This window comes from Vibrio sp. 1401 (assembly GCF_033340295.1).
This window is the reverse complement of sequence record NZ_JAWOWF010000022.1, coordinates 36755-53825: the sequence shown is the minus strand read 5'-3', so window position 1 is coordinate 53825 and position 17071 is coordinate 36755. Positions and strand designations below refer to the sequence as shown.

The window sequence follows — 17071 nt, the reverse complement described above, 5'->3', positions numbered from 1 at the left end:
CTTCAATTCGATTGGTTACTATGAAAACTAATCGCTATGAAAAACTAACTAAAAAGACGCGATATCTTCGCGTCTTTTCATTTGAAGCGTTTACTTGTTACGTCCAAAGGTCCCATCCGATAAACGGAAAAACATAACGGACCGCCCGCTTTTTTCCAGCTGTAGCATATCTAACTCACCTTCGTCACTAAGCTTAAAGCGAATCAACTGTCCCTGCTTTATTTGGCTTAGCGGCTTATCACTGCCTTCTATTTTGACCAGAGCGCTAAGATCCGCCATAGAGAGCTGATTACTTCTGAAAACCTGCGCTAATGTATCACCATTTTTAACCGTGTACTCTTTCCAGTCTTCAGATTTCGGTCCAGAGTTCTGAGAGGTTCTCTGCTGGCTTAAACTCTGCGCGTTCAGCTCAATCGCTACGCGTTGATGATCGACCTCAGTCTGCTCAACTGGTTGATCTGTTTTATTTGGCAAAGGAATAACAAGGAGTACCAGAATCAATGGCACTAAGACCATCAAAGCACGCTGATGAAATTTAGGCAGACGCAACCAAAACTGCTTAACAGGCTGTATACGCTCCAACCATTGCTCTTTGTTGAACGGCTGCTTCCAGTCGATAGCAGCGAATTTTTGTTTAACCAATTCGACATAGTCGACTTGCTGCTTTTTCTTTCTGCGACGATTCATTGTAATGAGTCCCTTAATACTTCTACGGTCAGTATAAAAATACCGACGCGGAGAGTATATGTTTTTCACCAAACTAAAATGGAATTGGGATTAAATTAGCAGAAATTTCACTTGGAGTAAGAGATAAGTCACAACCTGGCCGCCTCAATTAAGCATTCAGTCGCAATCATTTAAACCTAAGCTCGAAACTGATATCCTGTTACCTTTATCACTCCTAATAAGAGCGACATTCATGTCTGAAATTAAATTTGAAACTGCAGAACAAAAAGCAAGCTACGGCATTGGTCTGCAAATGGGTCAGCAACTTGCAGGCTCTGGTCTTGAAGGTCTTAGCGTTGATGCTATCGCAGCAGGTATTGCAACAGCACTAACTGGTGACATGCCATCAATCGAAATTGATGAAATCAACAAAGCACTACAAGAACTTCACACTCGTGCAGAAACAGCTCGCCAAGAAGCAGCAAAAATTGCGGCAGCAGAAGGCGAAGCGTTCCTAAAAGACAACGCTCTACGACCTGAAGTTAACGTTCTAGACTCTGGTCTTCAGTACGAAATCATTTCTGAAGGTACTGGTGCAGTTCCTACAGCAGAAAGCTCAGTTCGCGTTCACTACCACGGTGAGCTAACTGACGGTACTGTATTCGATAGCTCTGTATCTCGCGGTCAACCTGCTGAATTCCCTGTTACAGGCGTAATCAAAGGTTGGGTAGAGGCACTACAACTAATGCCTGTTGGCTCTAAGTGGAAGCTATACGTACCACAAGATCTTGCGTACGGTGAGCGTGGCGCTGGTGCGGCTATCCCTCCATTTGCAGCTTTAGTTTTCGAAGTAGAACTATTAGATATTATCTAATTGAAACCATTTTCAATTATGATTAAATAAAACGGCGCACTAGCGCCGTTTTTTTGTCTAAACTGAATAGACTTTCTCACCTCTTAACCTTTCACTCTGATAGCCTTTAAAAATAAAATCACTTTTAAAAAACGCTCAACCTTTGGAGGTACTATGCGTAAAACACTCCTAACTCTAGCACTCCTATCAATCAACATTGGTAGTGCGCACGCATTCTTAGATTCAGTCACTCAAAAAAGTAAAGAAAGTGGCCTGATGGACATGGTCGGCAACAGCTTGAACACCGAGTCGTCTCCATTAACAGACATGCTAACTAGCCAATTACCAGTATCCACTGAGCAAGCAGCCGGAGGCAGTGGTGCACTACTCGCTTTGGCTCAAAGCCAGCTTTCGCAAGAAAATAGTAGTGAATTACAGTCTTTGATTCCTGGACTTTCAAACTTGCAAGGAGCACAAAGCTTACTAGGAAATATTGAGAATATCAGTGCAGTAAAAAGTGCATTCGATACGTTAGGTTTAGACCCATCTATGATCAGTCAGTTTGCTCCAGTAATCTTGGATTACTTGAACAAGCAAGGCGCTAGCGAAGGGCTTCTAAGCTCGTTGGGCGGGTTGTGGAATACTAGTAAATAAGCGTAAGTGATAATCACTTTTTAAATTGCCAGTCTGCATGGGTTGAAATAAATGCAGGCTGGATATAAAGGTTTACTGAATTACAGATACAAAAAAGCCGAGCTAATGCTCGGCTTTCTCGTTCTTACGAACTGATTACTCAGCAGCTTCTTCAGCAGCTGGGCGATCTACAAGCTCAATGTAAGCCATTGGAGCTTTATCACCAGCACGGAAGCCAGCTTTTAGGATACGAGTGTAACCGCCCTGACGAGCAGCAAAACGTGGACCTAGTTCGTTAAATAGTTTTGCAACTACTTCGTTGTCACGAGTACGTGCAAATGCTAGACGACGGTTAGCAACACTGTCAGTCTTAGCTAGTGTAATCAAAGGCTCAACTACGCGACGTAGCTCTTTTGCTTTTGGCAAAGTAGTCTTGATAACTTCATGACGTACTAGAGAGCTAGCCATGTTGCTGAACATCGCTTTGCGATGTGAGCTGTTGCGGTTGAGTTGACGACCACTCTTACGATGGCGCATGACCTAATCCTTCTAACTAGTATCGATTAATCTTCAGCGATTGATGCAGGTGGCCAGTTTTCTAGGCGCATGCCCAGAGACAGACCACGTGACGCAAGTACGTCTTTAATCTCAGTAAGAGATTTTTTACCAAGGTTAGGCGTTTTGAGTAGCTCAACCTCAGTACGTTGTACTAGATCACCGATGTAGTGAATCGCTTCTGCTTTCAGACAGTTAGCAGAGCGAACTGTTAGTTCAAGATCGTCTACAGGACGCAGTAGGATCGGATCGAATTCTGGCTTCTCTTCCTTCTCCTCAGGAACTCGTACATCACGAAGATCTACGAATGCATCCAATTGTTCAGCTAGGATTGTAGCTGCACGACGGATTGCTTCCTCAGGTTCTAGAGTACCGTTTGTTTCCATATCGATAACAAGCTTGTCTAGATCAGTACGCTGTTCTACACGAGCTGCTTCTACAGCATAGGCAATTTTGTCTACTGGGCTGTAAGTAGCATCTACTAGTAGGCGACCGATAGGACGCTCGTCTTCTTCGTTATGGATACGCGCAGAAGCTGGAACATAACCACGACCACGTTCAACTTTGATACGCATTGCGATCTCAGCGTTGTCATCCGTTAGGTGACAAATTACGTGTTCAGGGTTAGCGATCTCTACATCACCATCATGGGTGATGTCACCTGCAACCACAGGGCCCGAGCCTGATTTGTTCAAAGTAATGAACACTTCATCTTTGCCTTCGGCAACGCGCACAGCCAAACCTTTAAGGTTTAGAAGAATTTCAAGAATATCTTCTTGAACGCCTTCTTTCGTGCTGTACTCATGAAGTACGCCTTCGATTTCTACTTCTGTTACAGCACAACCTGGCATAGAAGATAGAAGGATGCGGCGAAGTGCATTACCCAGAGTATGACCAAAGCCACGCTCTAATGGCTCAAGAGTTACTTTTGCGTGAGTCGAGCTGATTTGTTCGATGTCAACTAGACGTGGCTTAAGAAATTCTGTTACAGAACCCTGCATTGTGTCCTCTCTTTAGTTTAAACCTTACTTAGAGTAAAGCTCGACGATCAATTGTTCGTTGATGTCAGCTGATAGATCAGAACGCTCAGGCATACGCTTGAATGTACCTTCCATCTTGCCACCATCTACTTCAATCCAAGTTGGTTTTTCACGTTGTTCAGCAACTTCTAGAGCTGCTTTGATACGAGCTTGCTGTTTAGCTTTCTCGCGAATAGAAACAACGTCATTAGCCGCTACTTTGAAAGAAGGAACGTTTACAACTTTACCGTTTACTAGGATAGCTTTGTGGCTAACTAGCTGACGTGCTTCTGCGCGAGTTGCGCCAAAGCCCATGCGGTAAACTACGTTATCAAGACGACCTTCAAGAAGCTGAAGTAGGTTTTCACCAGTGTTGCCTTTTAGGCGAGCAGCTTCTTTGTAGTAGTTACGGAATTGTTTTTCTAAAACGCCGTACATACGACGTACTTTTTGCTTCTCACGAAGCTGAACGCCATACTCAGATAGACGACCGCGACGAGCGCCGTGTACACCTGGTGCGTTATCAATTTTACACTTGGTATCGATCGCGCGAACACCAGACTTAAGGAATAAGTCAGTGCCTTCACGACGGCTAAGCTTCAGCTTAGGACCCAAATATCTTGCCATGATTCTTCTCCAATTGTCCTAGAAACGTTATACGCGACGTTTCTTAGGTGGACGACAACCGTTATGAGGGATTGGTGTAGCATCAACGATGTTTGTGATGCGGAAACCAGCGGCGTTTAGTGCACGAACAGTAGATTCGCGACCTGGACCAGGACCCTTAACCATAACTTCCAAGTTCTTTAGGCCGTATTCTTTAGCCATTTCAGCACAACGCTCAGCAGCAACCTGTGCAGCGAACGGAGTAGACTTACGAGAACCACGGAAACCAGAACCACCTGCAGTAGCCCATGCAAGAGCGTTACCTTGACGGTCAGTAATGGTTACGATTGTGTTATTGAAAGAAGCATGGATGTGCGCAACGCCATCTGCAACTTGCTTGCGTACGCGCTTACGAGCGCGAGTTGGTTGTTTAGCCATTGTACTCTACCTTCCCGATTATTTCTTGATCGGCTTACGCGGACCCTTACGGGTGCGAGCGTTGGTTTTAGTACGCTGTCCACGTAGTGGTAGACTGCGACGATGACGAAGACCACGGTAACAGCCAAGGTCCATAAGACGCTTGATGTTCATAGATACTTCACGACGTAGATCACCTTCTACAGTGTACTTAGCTACACCATCACGCAGTTGATCGATCTGCTCTTCAGTTAGTTCACTGATCTTAACATTTTCAGCAATACCCACTTCAGCTAGGATAGCTTGAGAGCGAGTTTTACCGATGCCGTAGATCGCTGTTAGAGCGATTACTGCATGTTTCTGATCAGGAATGTTAATGCCTGCTATACGGGCCATTATTCACTCCTAAGTGTTTCTATAAAAGAATTAGCCGCAGCAAAGCCCGTTATGGATACGCTGCGGAATACTACTTCTTTTGCACGCAAAAGGTAGGCCGAGGAATATACTCGACCCAACCTTCATTTTCAAGTAAAAATTTCTGCTAATTAGCCTTGGCGCTGTTTGTGCTTTGGCTCACTGCAAATCACGCGAACGACACCGTTACGCTTGATTACTTTACAGTTACGGCAGATTTTTTTAACGGAAGCACGAACTTTCATTGCTAAACTCCGTAAATGAAACTGAGTCTACCGCCGGATTAACGGCCGTAGCCTTTCAGATTCGCTTTCTTCAACACAGAATCATACTGTTGAGACATCAGATGAGTCTGTACCTGTGCCATAAAGTCCATAATTACAACAACTACGATTAGTAGCGATGTACCGCCGAAGTAGAAACGTACGTTCCACGCGACCATCATGAACTCGGGAATCAGACAGATAAAGGTAATGTACAGTGCACCAGCAAGGGTTAGACGTGTCATTACTTTATCAATGTATTTCGCTGTCTGCTCACCTGGGCGGATACCGGGTACGAATGCACCAGACTTCTTCAAGTTATCTGCTGTTTCACGTGGGTTGAAAACCAACGCCGTGTAGAAGAAACAGAAGAAGATAATTGCTGCTGCATAAAGCATTACATACAACGGTTGACCTGGGCTAAGAGCCAAAGACACGTCAGTTAACCAACCGAACGCGCTGCTCTCACCGTTTTGACCAAACCACTGAGCCAATGTTCCTGGGAACAAGATAATACTTGATGCAAAAATCGCTGGAATTACACCTGCCATGTTAATTTTAAGAGGCAAGTGCGAGCTTTGCGCAGCAAATACTTTACGACCTTGTTGACGTTTCGCATAGTTAACGACGATTCGGCGTTGACCACGTTCCATGAAAACAACGAAGTAAATTACTGCAAAAGCTAATACCGCGATTAGCAACAGAAGAAGTACATGCAATTCACCTTGACGCGCTTGCTCGATTGTTTGACCGATTGCAGAAGGCAATCCAGCAACAATACCTGCAAAAATTAGTATCGAAATACCATTACCAATTCCGCGCTCTGTAATTTGTTCACCTAACCACATCAAGAACATGGTACCGGTTACTAAACTTACGGTAGCAATTAGCGTAAACATGGTTTGGTTGATAACAACCAGATTGTCGACCATGTTTGGTAGGCCAGTTGCAATACCTATAGCTTGGAAGGTTGCAAGTACAAGCGTGCCGTAGCGTGTGTATTGGCTTATCTTACGACGGCCTGCTTCACCCTCTTTTTTGAGTTCAGCTAACGCTGGATGAACTACAGTTAGCAATTGGACAACAATAGATGCCGAAATATACGGCATGATGCCCAATGCTAATATAGATGCACGCTCAAGAGCACCACCGGAGAACATGTTAAACATTTCAACGATGGTACCTTTTTGCTGTTCGAACAAATCGGCAAGTACAGCAGCGTCAATACCAGGAATCGGCACAAAAGAGCCGGCTCGGAATACTAAAAGTGCACCAATTACGAATAACAAGCGCGACTTTAGTTCACTTAAGCCGCTCTGAGCACTACGAAAATCTTGTCCTGGTTTCTTAGCCATCTGTACCTCGTTCCTCGAGATTATTCCTCGATTTTACCGCCTGCAGCTTCGATTGCAGCTTTAGCGCCTTTAGTCACACGTAGACCTTTAACAGTCACTGCTTTGTTGATTTCACCAGAAAGAACAACTTTTACAAATTCGATGTTCTTAGTGATGATGTTAGCAGCTTTAAGACTGTTTAGATCAACTACGTCACCAGAAACTTTCGCTAGCTCAGCTAGACGAACTTCAGCAGACACTAGGCTCTTACGAGAAGTGAAACCGAATTTTGGTAGACGTTGTTTCAGAGGCATCTGACCGCCTTCGAAACCTGGACGAACACTGCCGCCAGAACGTGATTTTTGACCTTTGTGACCACGGCCACCAGTTTTACCTAGGCCTGAACCGATACCACGACCTACTCGCTTCGCAGAAGTTTTCGCGCCAGCAGCCGGTGCTAGAGTATTCAAACGCATTCTGATTACTCCTCAACTTTAACCATGTAGTAAACCTTGTTGATCATACCGCGAATACACGGAGTATCTTCAAGTTCTACTGTGTGGTTGATTTTACGAAGACCTAGACCGCGCAAAGTAGCTTTGTGCTTTGGCAGACGACCAATTGAGCTTTTAGTTTGAGTTACTTTAATAGTTGCCATGGTGTTCTTACTCCGAAATAGATTCAACAGTTAGACCACGTTTAGCAGCAACCATTTCTGGTGACTTCATGCTACCTAGTGCATCGATCGTTGCACGAACGATGTTGATAGGGTTCGTAGAACCGTACGCTTTAGATAGTACGTTGTGTACACCAGCAACTTCTAGTACTGCACGCATCGCACCACCTGCGATAACACCAGTACCTTCTGCAGCAGGCTGCATGTAAACTTTAGAGCCCGAATGGCGACCTTTCACTGGGTGGTGAAGAGTGCCTTCGTTTAGAGCGATCGTAGTCATGTTACGACGCGCTTTTTCCATTGCTTTTTGAATCGCTGCAGGTACTTCACGAGCTTTGCCGTAACCGAAACCTACACGACCGTTACCGTCACCAACTACTGTTAGTGCAGTGAAGCTCATGATTCGACCACCTTTAACCGTTTTAGAAACACGGTTAACTGCGATTAGCTTTTCTTGCAAATCATTCGCTTGAACTTGTTGTTCTTTAGCCATCTTCCAACCCTACCTTAGAATTTCAGACCAGCTTCGCGAGCAGATTCTGCTAGCGCCGCTACTCGACCGTGGTATTGGAAACCAGAACGATCAAATGCAACTGCAGTTACGCCCTTCTCTAGAGCGCGCTCAGCAATAGCTTTACCCACTGCTTTAGCTGCATCAACGTTACCAGTGTATTTCACTTGCTCACGGATCGCTTTTTCTACAGTAGAAGCTGCTGCGATAACCTCAGAGCCGTTAGCCGCGATAACCTGTGCGTACACGTGACGAGGAGTACGGTGTACAACTAGGCGAGTCGCACCCAGTTCTGCAATCTTACGACGTGCACGTGTAGCACGACGGATGCGAGATGCTTTCTTATCCATAGTGTTACCTTACTTCTTCTTAGCTTCTTTAGTACGCACATTTTCATCTGCGTAACGAACACCTTTGCCTTTGTATGGCTCAGGCTCACGGTAAGAACGAATGTCAGCCGCAACTTGACCAACTAGCTGCTTGTCAGCACCAGTGATCACGATTTCAGTTTGGCTTGGACATTCAGCTTTAATACCCGCTGGCAACTCGTGCTCAACTGGGTGTGAGAAGCCTAGTGTTAGACCTACAGCGTTGCCTTTGATAGCAGCACGGTAACCTACACCTTTAAGAGTTAGCTTCTTAGTAAAGCCTTCAGTAACACCAACAACCATGTTGTTAACTAGAGCGCGAGCAGTACCTGCTTGAGCCCATGCGTTAGCAACACCTTCTTTAGGACCGAAAGTCAGGTTATTTTCTTCCTGAGCGATTACAACTGCGTTGTTAAGAACGCGAGTTAGTTCGCCTTTCGCACCTTTTACAGTGATTTCTTGGCCGTTTAGTTTCACCTCTACGCCAGCTGGAATAGCGACAGGTGCTTTTGCAACACGAGACATAGTCTACTCCTTATTAAGCTACGTAAGCGATGATTTCACCACCAAGACCTGCTTTACGTGCAGCGCGGTCTGACATAAGACCCTTGGAAGTAGAAACGATAGCAATACCAAGACCACCCATTACAGAAGGAAGTTCATCTTTCTTCTTGTAAACACGTAGACCTGGACGAGAAACACGTTTAAGTTGCTCGATTACTGGTTTAGCTTGGAAGTACTTAAGTGTAACTTCTAGCTCAGGTTTTGCTTCGCCTTCAACAGCGAAGTCAACGATGTAACCTTCAGCTTTTAGTAGTGCAGCAATTGCAACTTTAAGCTTTGAAGAAGGCATTTTTACAGCAACTTTGTTTGCTGCCTGACCGTTACGAACGCGGGTCAGCATATCCGAAATCGGATCTTGCATGCTCATATGATTTACTCCAAATGATTAAGTGGCAATTACCAGCTAGCCTTACGAAGACCCGGAATCTCGCCTTTCATGCAAGCTTCACGAACCTTAATACGGCTTAGACCGAACTTACGTAGGTAACCGTGTGGACGACCAGTTTGGTTGCAACGGTTGCGCTGACGTGATGCACTTGAATCACGTGGAAGAGATTGCAGTGTAAGAACCGCGTTCCAACGATCTTCTTCAGATGCGTTTACATCGCTGATGATAGCTTTTAGCGCTGCACGCTTTTCAGCGAACTTAGCTACTAGCTTCGCACGTTTTGCTTCACGTGCTTTCATTGAATTTTTAGCCATAACAGTAACCCTTCACCTTACTTACGGAATGGGAAGTTAAAGGCAGCCAGCAGAGCACGGCCTTCCTCATCAGTACCAGCAGACGTCGTAATAGTGATGTCTAGACCGCGTACTCGATCAACTTTATCAAAGTCGATTTCCGGGAAGATGATTTGCTCGCGAACGCCCATGCTGTAGTTACCGCGACCGTCAAAAGACTTAGCGCTAACACCACGGAAGTCACGTACACGTGGAAGAGCGATGTTAATTAAACGCTCAAGAAAATCCCACATACGTTCGCCACGCAAGGTTACTTTACAACCGATAGGGTAGCCTTCACGGATTTTGAAACCTGCAACAGATTTGCGCGCTTTTGTGATAAGTGGCTTTTGACCAGAGATCGTTGCCATATCAGACGCTGCATTTTCTAGCAGTTTCTTATCGTTGATTGCTTCACCAACACCCATGTTTAGGGTGATTTTCTCGATTCTAGGGACTTGCATGACGCTTGTGTAACCGAACTGTTTGGTCAGTTCAGCGACTACAGACGACTTGTAGTAATCATGCAGTTTCGCCATAGTAGAACTCCAAATTACTTCTATTAGTTAGAAACGGTTTCGCCGTTAGACTTGAAGAAACGAACTTTTTTGCCGTCTTCAAAACGGAAACCGATACGGTCAGCTTTACCAGTAGCTGCGTTAAAGATAGCCACGTTAGAAACGTCGATAGCTGCTTCTTGCTCTACGATACCGCCTTGGATACCCATAGCTGGAACAGGTTTCTGATGTTTCTTAACTAGGTTGATACCTTCAACGATAACTTTACCAGTTGCTAGAACCTTAGTTACTTTACCTTTCTTGCCTTTGTCTTTACCAGCAAGAACGATTACTTCGTCATTACGACGGATTTTAGCTGCCATTTCTACGTGCTCCTTACAGAACTTCTGGAGCCAGTGAAACGATCTTCATGAACTTATCGCCACGAAGTTCGCGTGTCACAGGACCAAAGATACGTGTACCGATTGGTTGCTCAGTATTGTCGTTTAGCAATACGCAAGCATTTCGGTCGAAGCGAATGACAGAACCGTCAGGACGACGTACGCCTTTACGGGTGCGCACTACCACCGCCTTCAGAACATCACCTTTTTTAACTTTACCGCGAGGGATTGCTTCCTTCACAGTAACTTTGATGACGTCACCGATATGTGCATAACGGCGGTGAGAGCCACCCAGAACCTTAATACACATTACGCTGCGTGCGCCTGAGTTATCAGCTGCGTCCAGCATACTTTGCATTTGGATCATGTTAGTGCTCCGCTAAATATTAATAACTAGACCCATCACGGGTCGGGCTGCCTCTTTAAAAGGGACGCGAATTGTACCACCCTTTTTTGTGATTGGGTAGTCAAAAAATAAACGGCTCCAAAAATATTTTGGAGCCGCTTTAGTTTCATAGAATTAACGAGATTAAATCTTCGCCTTTTCTAGAACTTTTACCAAAGTCCAAGACTTAGTCTTAGACAGTGGACGACACTCTGCGATTTCAACTGTGTCGCCTAGGCCACACTCGTTGTTCTCGTCATGTGCGTGTACTTTAGTCGTACGTTTTACGTATTTACCGTAGATTGGGTGTTTTACGAAACGTTCGATAGCAACAGTGATAGACTTGTCCATCTTGTCGCTAATTACACGACCTTGTTGAGTACGTTTTACTTCGCTCATTATGCGCCTGCCTTCTCAGTCAAAACAGTTTTCACACGTGCGATATCACGGCGTACAGCTTTCAGAGTATGAGTTTGCTGTAGTTGACCAGTCGCAGCTTGCATGCGCAAGTTGAACTGTTCGCGTAGCAAATTCATTAGCTCAGCGTTAAGCTCTTCAACGCTTTTCTCGCGTAGATCTTGTGCTTTCATCACATCACCTGCTTAGTTACAAATGTAGTTTTGAAAGGCAGTTTACGTGCCGCAAGACGGAACGCTTCACGTGCCAATTCTTCAGGTACACCACCCATTTCGTACATAACCTTACCAGGTTGGATTTGGGCTACCCAGTACTCAACGTTACCTTTACCCTTACCTTGACGAACTTCAAGTGGTTTTTCTGTGATTGGTTTGTCTGGGAACACACGGATCCAGATTTTACCTTGACGCTTAACGTGACGTGTCATTGCACGACGTGCCGCTTCGATTTGACGAGCAGTTAGACGACCACGGCCAACAGCTTTAAGACCGAATTCGCCGAAGCTTACATCAGTACCTTTAGCTAGACCACGGTTACGACCAGTCTGAACCTTACGGAACTTAGTACGTTTAGGTTGTAGCATCTGTCGACTCCTTACTTACGGCCTTTACGCTGCTTCTTAGGCTTGTCGCCTTTAGGCTCTACAGCGTTAGCTGCTGGCATACCACCTAGGATTTCACCTTTGAAGATCCAAGTTTTAATGCCGATCACACCGTATTGAGTGTGAGCCGAAGAAGTTGCGTAATCAATGTCAGCACGTAGAGTGTGTAGAGGCACACGGCCTTCACGGTACCACTCTGAACGTGCGATTTCAGCGCCGCCTAGACGACCGCTTACTTCCACTTTGATACCTTTAGCGCCTAGGCGCATTGCGTTTTGTACTGCGCGCTTCATAGCACGGCGGAACATAACACGACGCTCTAGCTGAGACGCGATGCTGTCACCAACAAGTTGCGCATCTAGTTCAGGCTTACGTACTTCAGCGATGTTAATTTGCGCTGGTACACCTGCAATTTTAGCTACAGCTGCGCGTAGCTTCTCAACGTCTTCACCTTTCTTACCGATAACAACGCCTGGACGAGCAGTGTGAATAGTCACACGGATGCTCTTAGCAGGACGCTCGATAACGATACGTGATAGAGACGCTTTTTTCAGTTCACTTGTAAGGAACTGACGTACCTTGAAGTCGCCGTCTAGGTTGTCAGCGAAATCTTTGGTGTTAGCAAACCATGTAGCATTCCAAGGCTTAACGATGCCTAGACGAATACCATTTGGATGTACTTTTTGACCCATTGCTTACTCTCCTAGTCTCTAGCGATCTGCTACAACAACAGTGATGTGGCTTGAACGCTTCAAGATACGATCCGCACGACCTTTAGCACGAGGCATAATACGCTTCATGGTTGGGCCTTCATCTACAAAGATTTTTGCGACATTCAGATCGTCAATATCTGCACCTTCGTTGTGCTCCGCGTTAGCGATAGCAGACTCTAGAACTTTCTTAACTAGTGCAGCAGCTTTTTTGTTGCTGAACGTTAGGATTTCTAGAGCTTGGTCAACAGATTTACCACGGATTAGATCCGCAACTAAGCGAGCTTTCTGAGGCGAAATGCGAGCAAAGTTATGTTTAGCAATTGCTTCCATTATCTACTCCTTAGCGCTTCTTAGCTTTCTTATCCGCAGCGTGACCGCGGTAAGTGCGTGTTGGTGCGAATTCACCCAGTTTGTGACCGATCATTTCATCAGTTACAAATACTGGTACGTGCTGACGACCATTATGGACAGCGATGGTCAAACCGATCATCGTAGGGATGATCATTGAACGACGGGACCAAGTCTTAATAGGCTTTTTGTCTCCGCTTTCCACCGCTTTCTCTACCTTCTTCAGCAAGTGTAGGTCAATAAAAGGACCTTTCTTGAGAGAACGTGGCATGGCGATTCCTCTTTATATAGATTACTTGTTACGACGACGTACGATGTACTTGTCAGTGCGTTTGTTCTTACGAGTCTTGAAGCCTTTAGTAGGCATACCCCAAGGAGATACTGGGTGACGACCACCAGAAGTACGGCCTTCACCACCACCATGTGGGTGGTCAATCGGGTTCATTACAACACCACGAACCGTTGGACGGATACCGCGATGACGTGATGCACCTGCTTTACCAAGTTCACGTAGCATGTGCTCAGAGTTACCAACTTCACCGATTGTTGCACGGCCTTCAGAAAGAACTTTGCGCATCTCGCCAGAACGTAGACGGATAGTTACGTACGCACCGTCGCGAGCAACGATTTGAGCGTAAGCACCAGCCGAACGAGCTAGCTGACCACCTTTACCAGGCTTAAGTTCAACGTTATGTACTGTTGAACCTACTGGGATATTACGCATTGGTAGAGTGTTACCAGCTTTGATTGGTGCATCAACACCAGACTGAATAACATCACCAGCTACAACACCTTTAGGTGCTAGGATGTAGCGACGCTCACCGTCTTTGTAAAGAACTAGAGCAATGTTTGCGCTACGGTTTGGATCGTATTCAAGACGCTCAACTGTCGCTGGAATACCATCTTTAGTACGTTTGAAGTCAACTACACGGTAGTGGTGCTTGTGACCACCGCCGATGTGACGTACTGTGATACGACCCTTGTTGTTACGACCACCGTTCTTAGAGTTTTTCTCTAGAAGAGGTGCGTATGGCTTGCCCTTGTGTAGGTCAGCGTTAACAACTTTAACAACGTGACGACGACCAGGGGAAGTCGGCTTACATTTAACAATAGCCATTTTTAACTACTCCTGTTATTCCGCGCCGCCAACGAAGTCAAGATCTTGACCTTCTTTCAAAGTAACGTACGCTTTCTTAACGTCGCTGCGGCGACCTTGGCGTAGACCTTGACGTTTGGTCTTACCCTTAGTGATAAGAGTATTTACAGACTTAACTTCAACTTCAAATAGCTTTTCTACAGCTGCTTTGATCTCTTTTTTAGTCGCATCTTTAGCTACTTTGAAAACGATAGTGTTCGCTTTCTCAGCTGCCATAGTTGCTTTTTCAGAGATGTGCGGTGCACGTAGAACTTTTAGGATACGCTCTTCAGTGATCATGCTAGCATTTCCTCTACTTGCTTAACTGCTTCTGCAGTCATTACAACTTTGTCAAACGCGATTAGAGATACTGGATCGATACCAGCAACATCACGTGCGTCAACTTTGTATAGGTTACGAGCAGCTAGGAATAGATTCTCATCTACTTCGCTAGTCACGATTAGAGCGTCAGTTAGCTCAAGCTCTTTAAGCTTAGCAACTAGCTCTTTAGTCTTTGGTGCTTCAACTGAGAAGTTATCAACAACGATTAGACGCTCTTGACGAACAAGCTCAGAAAGAATGCTCTTCATAGCACCACGGTACATTTTTTTGTTTACTTTTTGGCTGTGATCTTGTGGTTTCGCAGCAAAAGTAACACCACCTGTACGCCAGATTGGGCTACGGATTGTACCAGCACGCGCACGGCCAGTACCTTTTTGACGCCATGGCTTAGCGCCACCGCCAGAAACTTCTGAACGTGTTTTTTGAGCACGAGTACCTTGACGAGCACCTGCTGCGTACGCAACAACTACTTGGTGTACAAGAGCTTCGTTAAACTCACGTCCGAAAGTAGTTTCGGAAACAGTTAGTGCATCGGCACCTTTAACCATTAGTTCCATTACTTACTCCTGAGACGTTATGCTTTAACAGCTGGTTTAACGATCACGTTGCCGCCAGTTGCGCCTGGGACTGCACCTTTAATAAGAAGCAGGTTGCGCTCAGCGTCAACACGTACGATCTCTAGGTTTTGAGTCGTTACACGCTCAGCACCCATGTGACCTGCCATTTTCTTGCCTTTAAATACGCGACCTGGAGTCTGACATTGACCGATAGAACCAGGAGCACGGTGAGACAATGAGTTACCGTGAGTCATATCTTGAGTACGGAAGTTCCAACGCTTAACAGCGCCTTGGAAACCTTTACCCTTAGATGTACCAGTAACGTCTACTTTCTTAGTTTCGTTGAATAGTTCAACAGTTAGTTCTGAACCAACTTCGAACTCTTCGCCGTTTTCTAAACGGAATTCCCAAAGACCGCGACCAGCTTCAACGCCAGCTTTAGCAAAGTGACCTGCTTCAGCTTTGTTTACACGGTTAGCTTTCTTAGAACCAGCTGTAACCTGGATTGCTGCGTAGCCGTCAGTTTCAAGAGTTTTCACTTGAGAAACACGGTTAGCTTCAACCTCAACAACTGTTACTGGGATAGAAACGCCTTCTTCAGTAAATACGCGGGTCATGCCCACTTTACGACCGATTAGACCAATCATACTTCTAATCTCCCTTAACCTAGGCTAATTTGAACGTCAACGCCCGCAGCAAGGTCTAGACGCATTAGAGCATCAACAGTCTTGTCTGTTGGCTCAACGATGTCGATTAGACGCTTGTGAGTACGGATTTCGTACTGGTCACGTGCTTTCTTGTTAACGTGTGGAGAGATAAGAACTGTGAAACGCTCTTTACGAGTTGGCAGTGGGATTGGACCACGAACCTGTGCGCCAGTGCGCTTAGCTGTTTCAACGATTTCCGCTGTAGAAGCATCGATTAGTTTGTAATCGAAAGCTTTTAGGCGGATACGGATACGTTGGTTCTGCATGAGACAGAGCTCCAAATTTAATAAATTACACAAACAATATCGCCACTCAAACTCGTCAAGACGAGAGAATGCCGATTGATTTATGTGAAACCGTAGCATCCAAGATTAGGACGCATTGTCAGTTAATTTTCGATTAACTATCCCTATATGCCAAAGTCACCTTTGAGGATAGTTTTTCCGAAGAAAAGATAGCTAATTGTATTAACCGCGAACATAAGCTGAGTATACATTACCTCACAAATCCTTAGATTTGCTCGCTCCTCACTGCTCATTGGTTCACAACTGGCTTAACCAGTGCGCTGCATTATACAGATCACACTTTAGGTTGCAAGCACTGAGTGAAAAATAATCGGGAATATTTCAAACCCTATACATCCCTCTTCGCTTGGTAACCATTAAAGTAAATTACCACCTTCTAAAGAAGGTGGCTTTGTGTGAGCCCCCTAAAAGGGGGCCTTTGTTTAGTCCAGCGCCAATTGCTGCTGCTCTACTCGCTCTTGCTTCTCTTGATGTCTTACATATCGGCGTATTATTTCTTCATTGATTCCAACACTATCGACAAAATAGCCTCTTTGCCAAAAGTGATTACCCCAAAGCCTGTTCTTCCTAAGGTGAGGAAACTTGATTGTATCTACTCATGTTATTTGTCCTCTTTGACTTCTGGAAAAATCAAAGATGCATTTAGCATGAGTAGATTTACAGGCAAAGCCGAGGCGGATGATAACCACCTACTGAAGTAGGTGGTTTAGGGCTGAAAACAAAAAGGACGCCGAAGCGTCCTTTTCTAAACTGTAATCGTAATAGCGGCTGCTATTATTTCTTACCGCTTGATAGTGCACCGAAACGCTTGTTGAAGCGATCAACACGGCCGCCTGTATCAACGATACGTTGCTTACCAGTGTAGAATGGGTGACACTTGTCACATACGTCTAGGTGGATAGACTCTTTACCTAGAGTAGAGTTGAACTCAAAAGAGTTGCCGCAAGAACAAGTCGCTTTTACTGCTTTGTATTCTGGGTGGATACCAGCTTTCATGGGATAACCTCAATAGTAGGCCGTGTCGCTATACGAATCTAAGCCGCACACCACACGCAATTAATAAT

The 17071-nt window shown here is 45.2% G+C and carries 32 protein-coding genes and 1 pseudogene; 2 read left to right on the top strand and 31 right to left on the bottom strand.

The window, feature by feature from the left end:
• Nucleotides 1-90 precede the first annotated feature (90 nt).
• Entirely contained in the window at nucleotides 91-687 is a 597-nt protein-coding gene (locus tag R7Z77_RS13025) for a LysM-like peptidoglycan-binding domain-containing protein (protein ID WP_017820296.1), read from the bottom strand.
• A 232-nt stretch (nucleotides 688-919) separates the two neighbouring features.
• On the opposite strand from R7Z77_RS13025, the gene R7Z77_RS13020 reads away from it, so the two are divergent.
• Nucleotides 920-1540, top strand: coding sequence for an FKBP-type peptidyl-prolyl cis-trans isomerase (locus R7Z77_RS13020; RefSeq protein WP_005383137.1), 621 nt, complete (start codon nucleotides 920-922; stop codon nucleotides 1538-1540).
• A 153-nt stretch (nucleotides 1541-1693) separates the two neighbouring features.
• Nucleotides 1694-2173: a DUF2780 domain-containing protein gene (locus R7Z77_RS13015; RefSeq protein ID WP_130544802.1), complete on the top strand. Its 480-nt coding sequence runs from the start codon at nucleotides 1694-1696 to the stop codon at nucleotides 2171-2173.
• Nucleotides 2174-2308: 135 nt separating this feature from the next.
• On the opposite strand, the gene rplQ is transcribed toward R7Z77_RS13015, so the two are convergent.
• The 30 genes and pseudogenes from rplQ to rpmE form a co-directional block, all read right to left on the bottom strand.
• Nucleotides 2309-2689, bottom strand: coding sequence for a 50S ribosomal protein L17 (rplQ, locus tag R7Z77_RS13010; protein ID WP_005383141.1), 381 nt, complete (start codon nucleotides 2687-2689; stop codon nucleotides 2309-2311).
• 26 nt (nucleotides 2690-2715) lie between these two features.
• Nucleotides 2716-3708 (bottom strand): DNA-directed RNA polymerase subunit alpha, encoded by a 993-nt coding sequence (locus R7Z77_RS13005; protein ID WP_005383143.1) that lies wholly within the window; start codon nucleotides 3706-3708, stop codon nucleotides 2716-2718.
• Nucleotides 3709-3732: 24 nt separating this feature from the next.
• Nucleotides 3733-4353, bottom strand: coding sequence for a 30S ribosomal protein S4 (gene rpsD / locus R7Z77_RS13000; protein WP_005383146.1), 621 nt, complete (start codon nucleotides 4351-4353; stop codon nucleotides 3733-3735).
• Nucleotides 4354-4380: 27 nt separating this feature from the next.
• The gene (gene rpsK, locus R7Z77_RS12995) at nucleotides 4381-4770 is read right to left on the bottom strand and encodes a 30S ribosomal protein S11 (RefSeq protein WP_001118870.1); all 390 of its coding nucleotides are present in this window, start codon (nucleotides 4768-4770) and stop codon (nucleotides 4381-4383) included.
• Nucleotides 4771-4788: 18 nt separating this feature from the next.
• Nucleotides 4789-5145: a 30S ribosomal protein S13 gene (gene rpsM, locus R7Z77_RS12990; protein WP_005383154.1), complete on the bottom strand. Its 357-nt coding sequence runs from the start codon at nucleotides 5143-5145 to the stop codon at nucleotides 4789-4791.
• Nucleotides 5146-5294: 149 nt separating this feature from the next.
• Complete coding sequence (gene rpmJ / locus R7Z77_RS12985) at nucleotides 5295-5408, bottom strand: 50S ribosomal protein L36 (protein WP_000868186.1); 114 nt, start codon at nucleotides 5406-5408, stop codon at nucleotides 5295-5297.
• A 38-nt stretch (nucleotides 5409-5446) separates the two neighbouring features.
• Nucleotides 5447-6781 carry a preprotein translocase subunit SecY gene (gene secY / locus R7Z77_RS12980; protein WP_005379562.1) on the bottom strand — a complete coding sequence of 445 codons (1335 nt, stop codon included), beginning with the start codon at nucleotides 6779-6781 and terminating at the stop codon, nucleotides 5447-5449.
• Nucleotides 6782-6801: 20 nt separating this feature from the next.
• Entirely contained in the window at nucleotides 6802-7236 is a 435-nt protein-coding gene (gene rplO / locus R7Z77_RS12975; protein WP_005383155.1) for a 50S ribosomal protein L15, read from the bottom strand.
• 5 nt (nucleotides 7237-7241) lie between these two features.
• Nucleotides 7242-7418, bottom strand: coding sequence for a 50S ribosomal protein L30 (gene rpmD / locus R7Z77_RS12970; RefSeq protein ID WP_005379565.1), 177 nt, complete (start codon nucleotides 7416-7418; stop codon nucleotides 7242-7244).
• Between the two features lie 7 nt (nucleotides 7419-7425).
• A complete protein-coding gene (gene rpsE / locus R7Z77_RS12965) occupies nucleotides 7426-7929 on the bottom strand; it encodes a 30S ribosomal protein S5 (RefSeq protein WP_004745894.1) in 504 nt (167 codons plus the stop codon).
• 14 nt (nucleotides 7930-7943) lie between these two features.
• Entirely contained in the window at nucleotides 7944-8297 is a 354-nt protein-coding gene (gene rplR / locus R7Z77_RS12960; protein ID WP_005379568.1) for a 50S ribosomal protein L18, read from the bottom strand.
• A gap of 9 nt (nucleotides 8298-8306) precedes the next feature.
• Nucleotides 8307-8840, bottom strand: a complete 534-nt coding sequence (gene rplF, locus R7Z77_RS12955; RefSeq protein WP_005379570.1) for a 50S ribosomal protein L6 — start codon at nucleotides 8838-8840, stop codon at nucleotides 8307-8309.
• 13 nt (nucleotides 8841-8853) lie between these two features.
• A complete protein-coding gene (gene rpsH, locus R7Z77_RS12950) occupies nucleotides 8854-9246 on the bottom strand; it encodes a 30S ribosomal protein S8 (protein ID WP_005379572.1) in 393 nt (130 codons plus the stop codon).
• 29 nt (nucleotides 9247-9275) lie between these two features.
• Nucleotides 9276-9581: a 30S ribosomal protein S14 gene (gene rpsN / locus R7Z77_RS12945; protein WP_004410442.1), complete on the bottom strand. Its 306-nt coding sequence runs from the start codon at nucleotides 9579-9581 to the stop codon at nucleotides 9276-9278.
• Nucleotides 9582-9598: 17 nt separating this feature from the next.
• A complete protein-coding gene (gene rplE / locus R7Z77_RS12940) occupies nucleotides 9599-10138 on the bottom strand; it encodes a 50S ribosomal protein L5 (protein WP_005379573.1) in 540 nt (179 codons plus the stop codon).
• A gap of 23 nt (nucleotides 10139-10161) precedes the next feature.
• Nucleotides 10162-10479: a 50S ribosomal protein L24 gene (gene rplX / locus R7Z77_RS12935; protein WP_005379574.1), complete on the bottom strand. Its 318-nt coding sequence runs from the start codon at nucleotides 10477-10479 to the stop codon at nucleotides 10162-10164.
• A gap of 13 nt (nucleotides 10480-10492) precedes the next feature.
• Nucleotides 10493-10864 (bottom strand): 50S ribosomal protein L14, encoded by a 372-nt coding sequence (gene rplN, locus R7Z77_RS12930; RefSeq protein WP_004410450.1) that lies wholly within the window; start codon nucleotides 10862-10864, stop codon nucleotides 10493-10495.
• A gap of 162 nt (nucleotides 10865-11026) precedes the next feature.
• The gene (gene rpsQ, locus R7Z77_RS12925) at nucleotides 11027-11281 is read right to left on the bottom strand and encodes a 30S ribosomal protein S17 (protein WP_140367210.1); all 255 of its coding nucleotides are present in this window, start codon (nucleotides 11279-11281) and stop codon (nucleotides 11027-11029) included.
• Nucleotides 11281-11472 carry a 50S ribosomal protein L29 gene (gene rpmC / locus R7Z77_RS12920; RefSeq protein WP_005379576.1) on the bottom strand — a complete coding sequence of 64 codons (192 nt, stop codon included), beginning with the start codon at nucleotides 11470-11472 and terminating at the stop codon, nucleotides 11281-11283. The genes rpsQ and rpmC overlap by 1 nt, the downstream gene beginning before the upstream one ends.
• Nucleotides 11472-11882 carry a 50S ribosomal protein L16 gene (rplP, locus tag R7Z77_RS12915; protein ID WP_005379577.1) on the bottom strand — a complete coding sequence of 137 codons (411 nt, stop codon included), beginning with the start codon at nucleotides 11880-11882 and terminating at the stop codon, nucleotides 11472-11474. The genes rpmC and rplP overlap by 1 nt, the downstream gene beginning before the upstream one ends.
• Before the next feature lie 11 nt (nucleotides 11883-11893).
• Nucleotides 11894-12592 (bottom strand): 30S ribosomal protein S3, encoded by a 699-nt coding sequence (rpsC, locus tag R7Z77_RS12910; protein ID WP_005383161.1) that lies wholly within the window; start codon nucleotides 12590-12592, stop codon nucleotides 11894-11896.
• 18 nt (nucleotides 12593-12610) lie between these two features.
• A complete protein-coding gene (gene rplV, locus R7Z77_RS12905) occupies nucleotides 12611-12943 on the bottom strand; it encodes a 50S ribosomal protein L22 (protein WP_005383164.1) in 333 nt (110 codons plus the stop codon).
• 10 nt (nucleotides 12944-12953) lie between these two features.
• Nucleotides 12954-13232: a 30S ribosomal protein S19 gene (rpsS, locus tag R7Z77_RS12900; RefSeq protein ID WP_004394525.1), complete on the bottom strand. Its 279-nt coding sequence runs from the start codon at nucleotides 13230-13232 to the stop codon at nucleotides 12954-12956.
• Nucleotides 13233-13253: 21 nt separating this feature from the next.
• Nucleotides 13254-14078, bottom strand: a complete 825-nt coding sequence (rplB, locus tag R7Z77_RS12895) for a 50S ribosomal protein L2 (protein ID WP_005383168.1) — start codon at nucleotides 14076-14078, stop codon at nucleotides 13254-13256.
• A 15-nt stretch (nucleotides 14079-14093) separates the two neighbouring features.
• Nucleotides 14094-14396 (bottom strand): 50S ribosomal protein L23, encoded by a 303-nt coding sequence (gene rplW / locus R7Z77_RS12890; protein ID WP_004398471.1) that lies wholly within the window; start codon nucleotides 14394-14396, stop codon nucleotides 14094-14096.
• Nucleotides 14393-14995 carry a 50S ribosomal protein L4 gene (gene rplD / locus R7Z77_RS12885; RefSeq protein ID WP_005379556.1) on the bottom strand — a complete coding sequence of 201 codons (603 nt, stop codon included), beginning with the start codon at nucleotides 14993-14995 and terminating at the stop codon, nucleotides 14393-14395. The genes rplW and rplD overlap by 4 nt, the downstream gene beginning before the upstream one ends.
• Before the next feature lie 17 nt (nucleotides 14996-15012).
• Complete coding sequence (rplC, locus tag R7Z77_RS12880; protein ID WP_005379555.1) at nucleotides 15013-15642, bottom strand: 50S ribosomal protein L3; 630 nt, start codon at nucleotides 15640-15642, stop codon at nucleotides 15013-15015.
• Between the two features lie 14 nt (nucleotides 15643-15656).
• Nucleotides 15657-15968: a 30S ribosomal protein S10 gene (rpsJ, locus tag R7Z77_RS12875; RefSeq protein ID WP_004410492.1), complete on the bottom strand. Its 312-nt coding sequence runs from the start codon at nucleotides 15966-15968 to the stop codon at nucleotides 15657-15659.
• A 461-nt stretch (nucleotides 15969-16429) separates the two neighbouring features.
• Nucleotides 16430-16591 (bottom strand): annotated as a pseudogene (locus tag R7Z77_RS12870) (transposase); the annotation flags it as partial.
• Between the two features lie 190 nt (nucleotides 16592-16781).
• Nucleotides 16782-17003, bottom strand: coding sequence for a 50S ribosomal protein L31 (rpmE, locus tag R7Z77_RS12865; RefSeq protein WP_005379546.1), 222 nt, complete (start codon nucleotides 17001-17003; stop codon nucleotides 16782-16784).
• Between the last annotated feature and the right edge of the window lie 68 nt (nucleotides 17004-17071).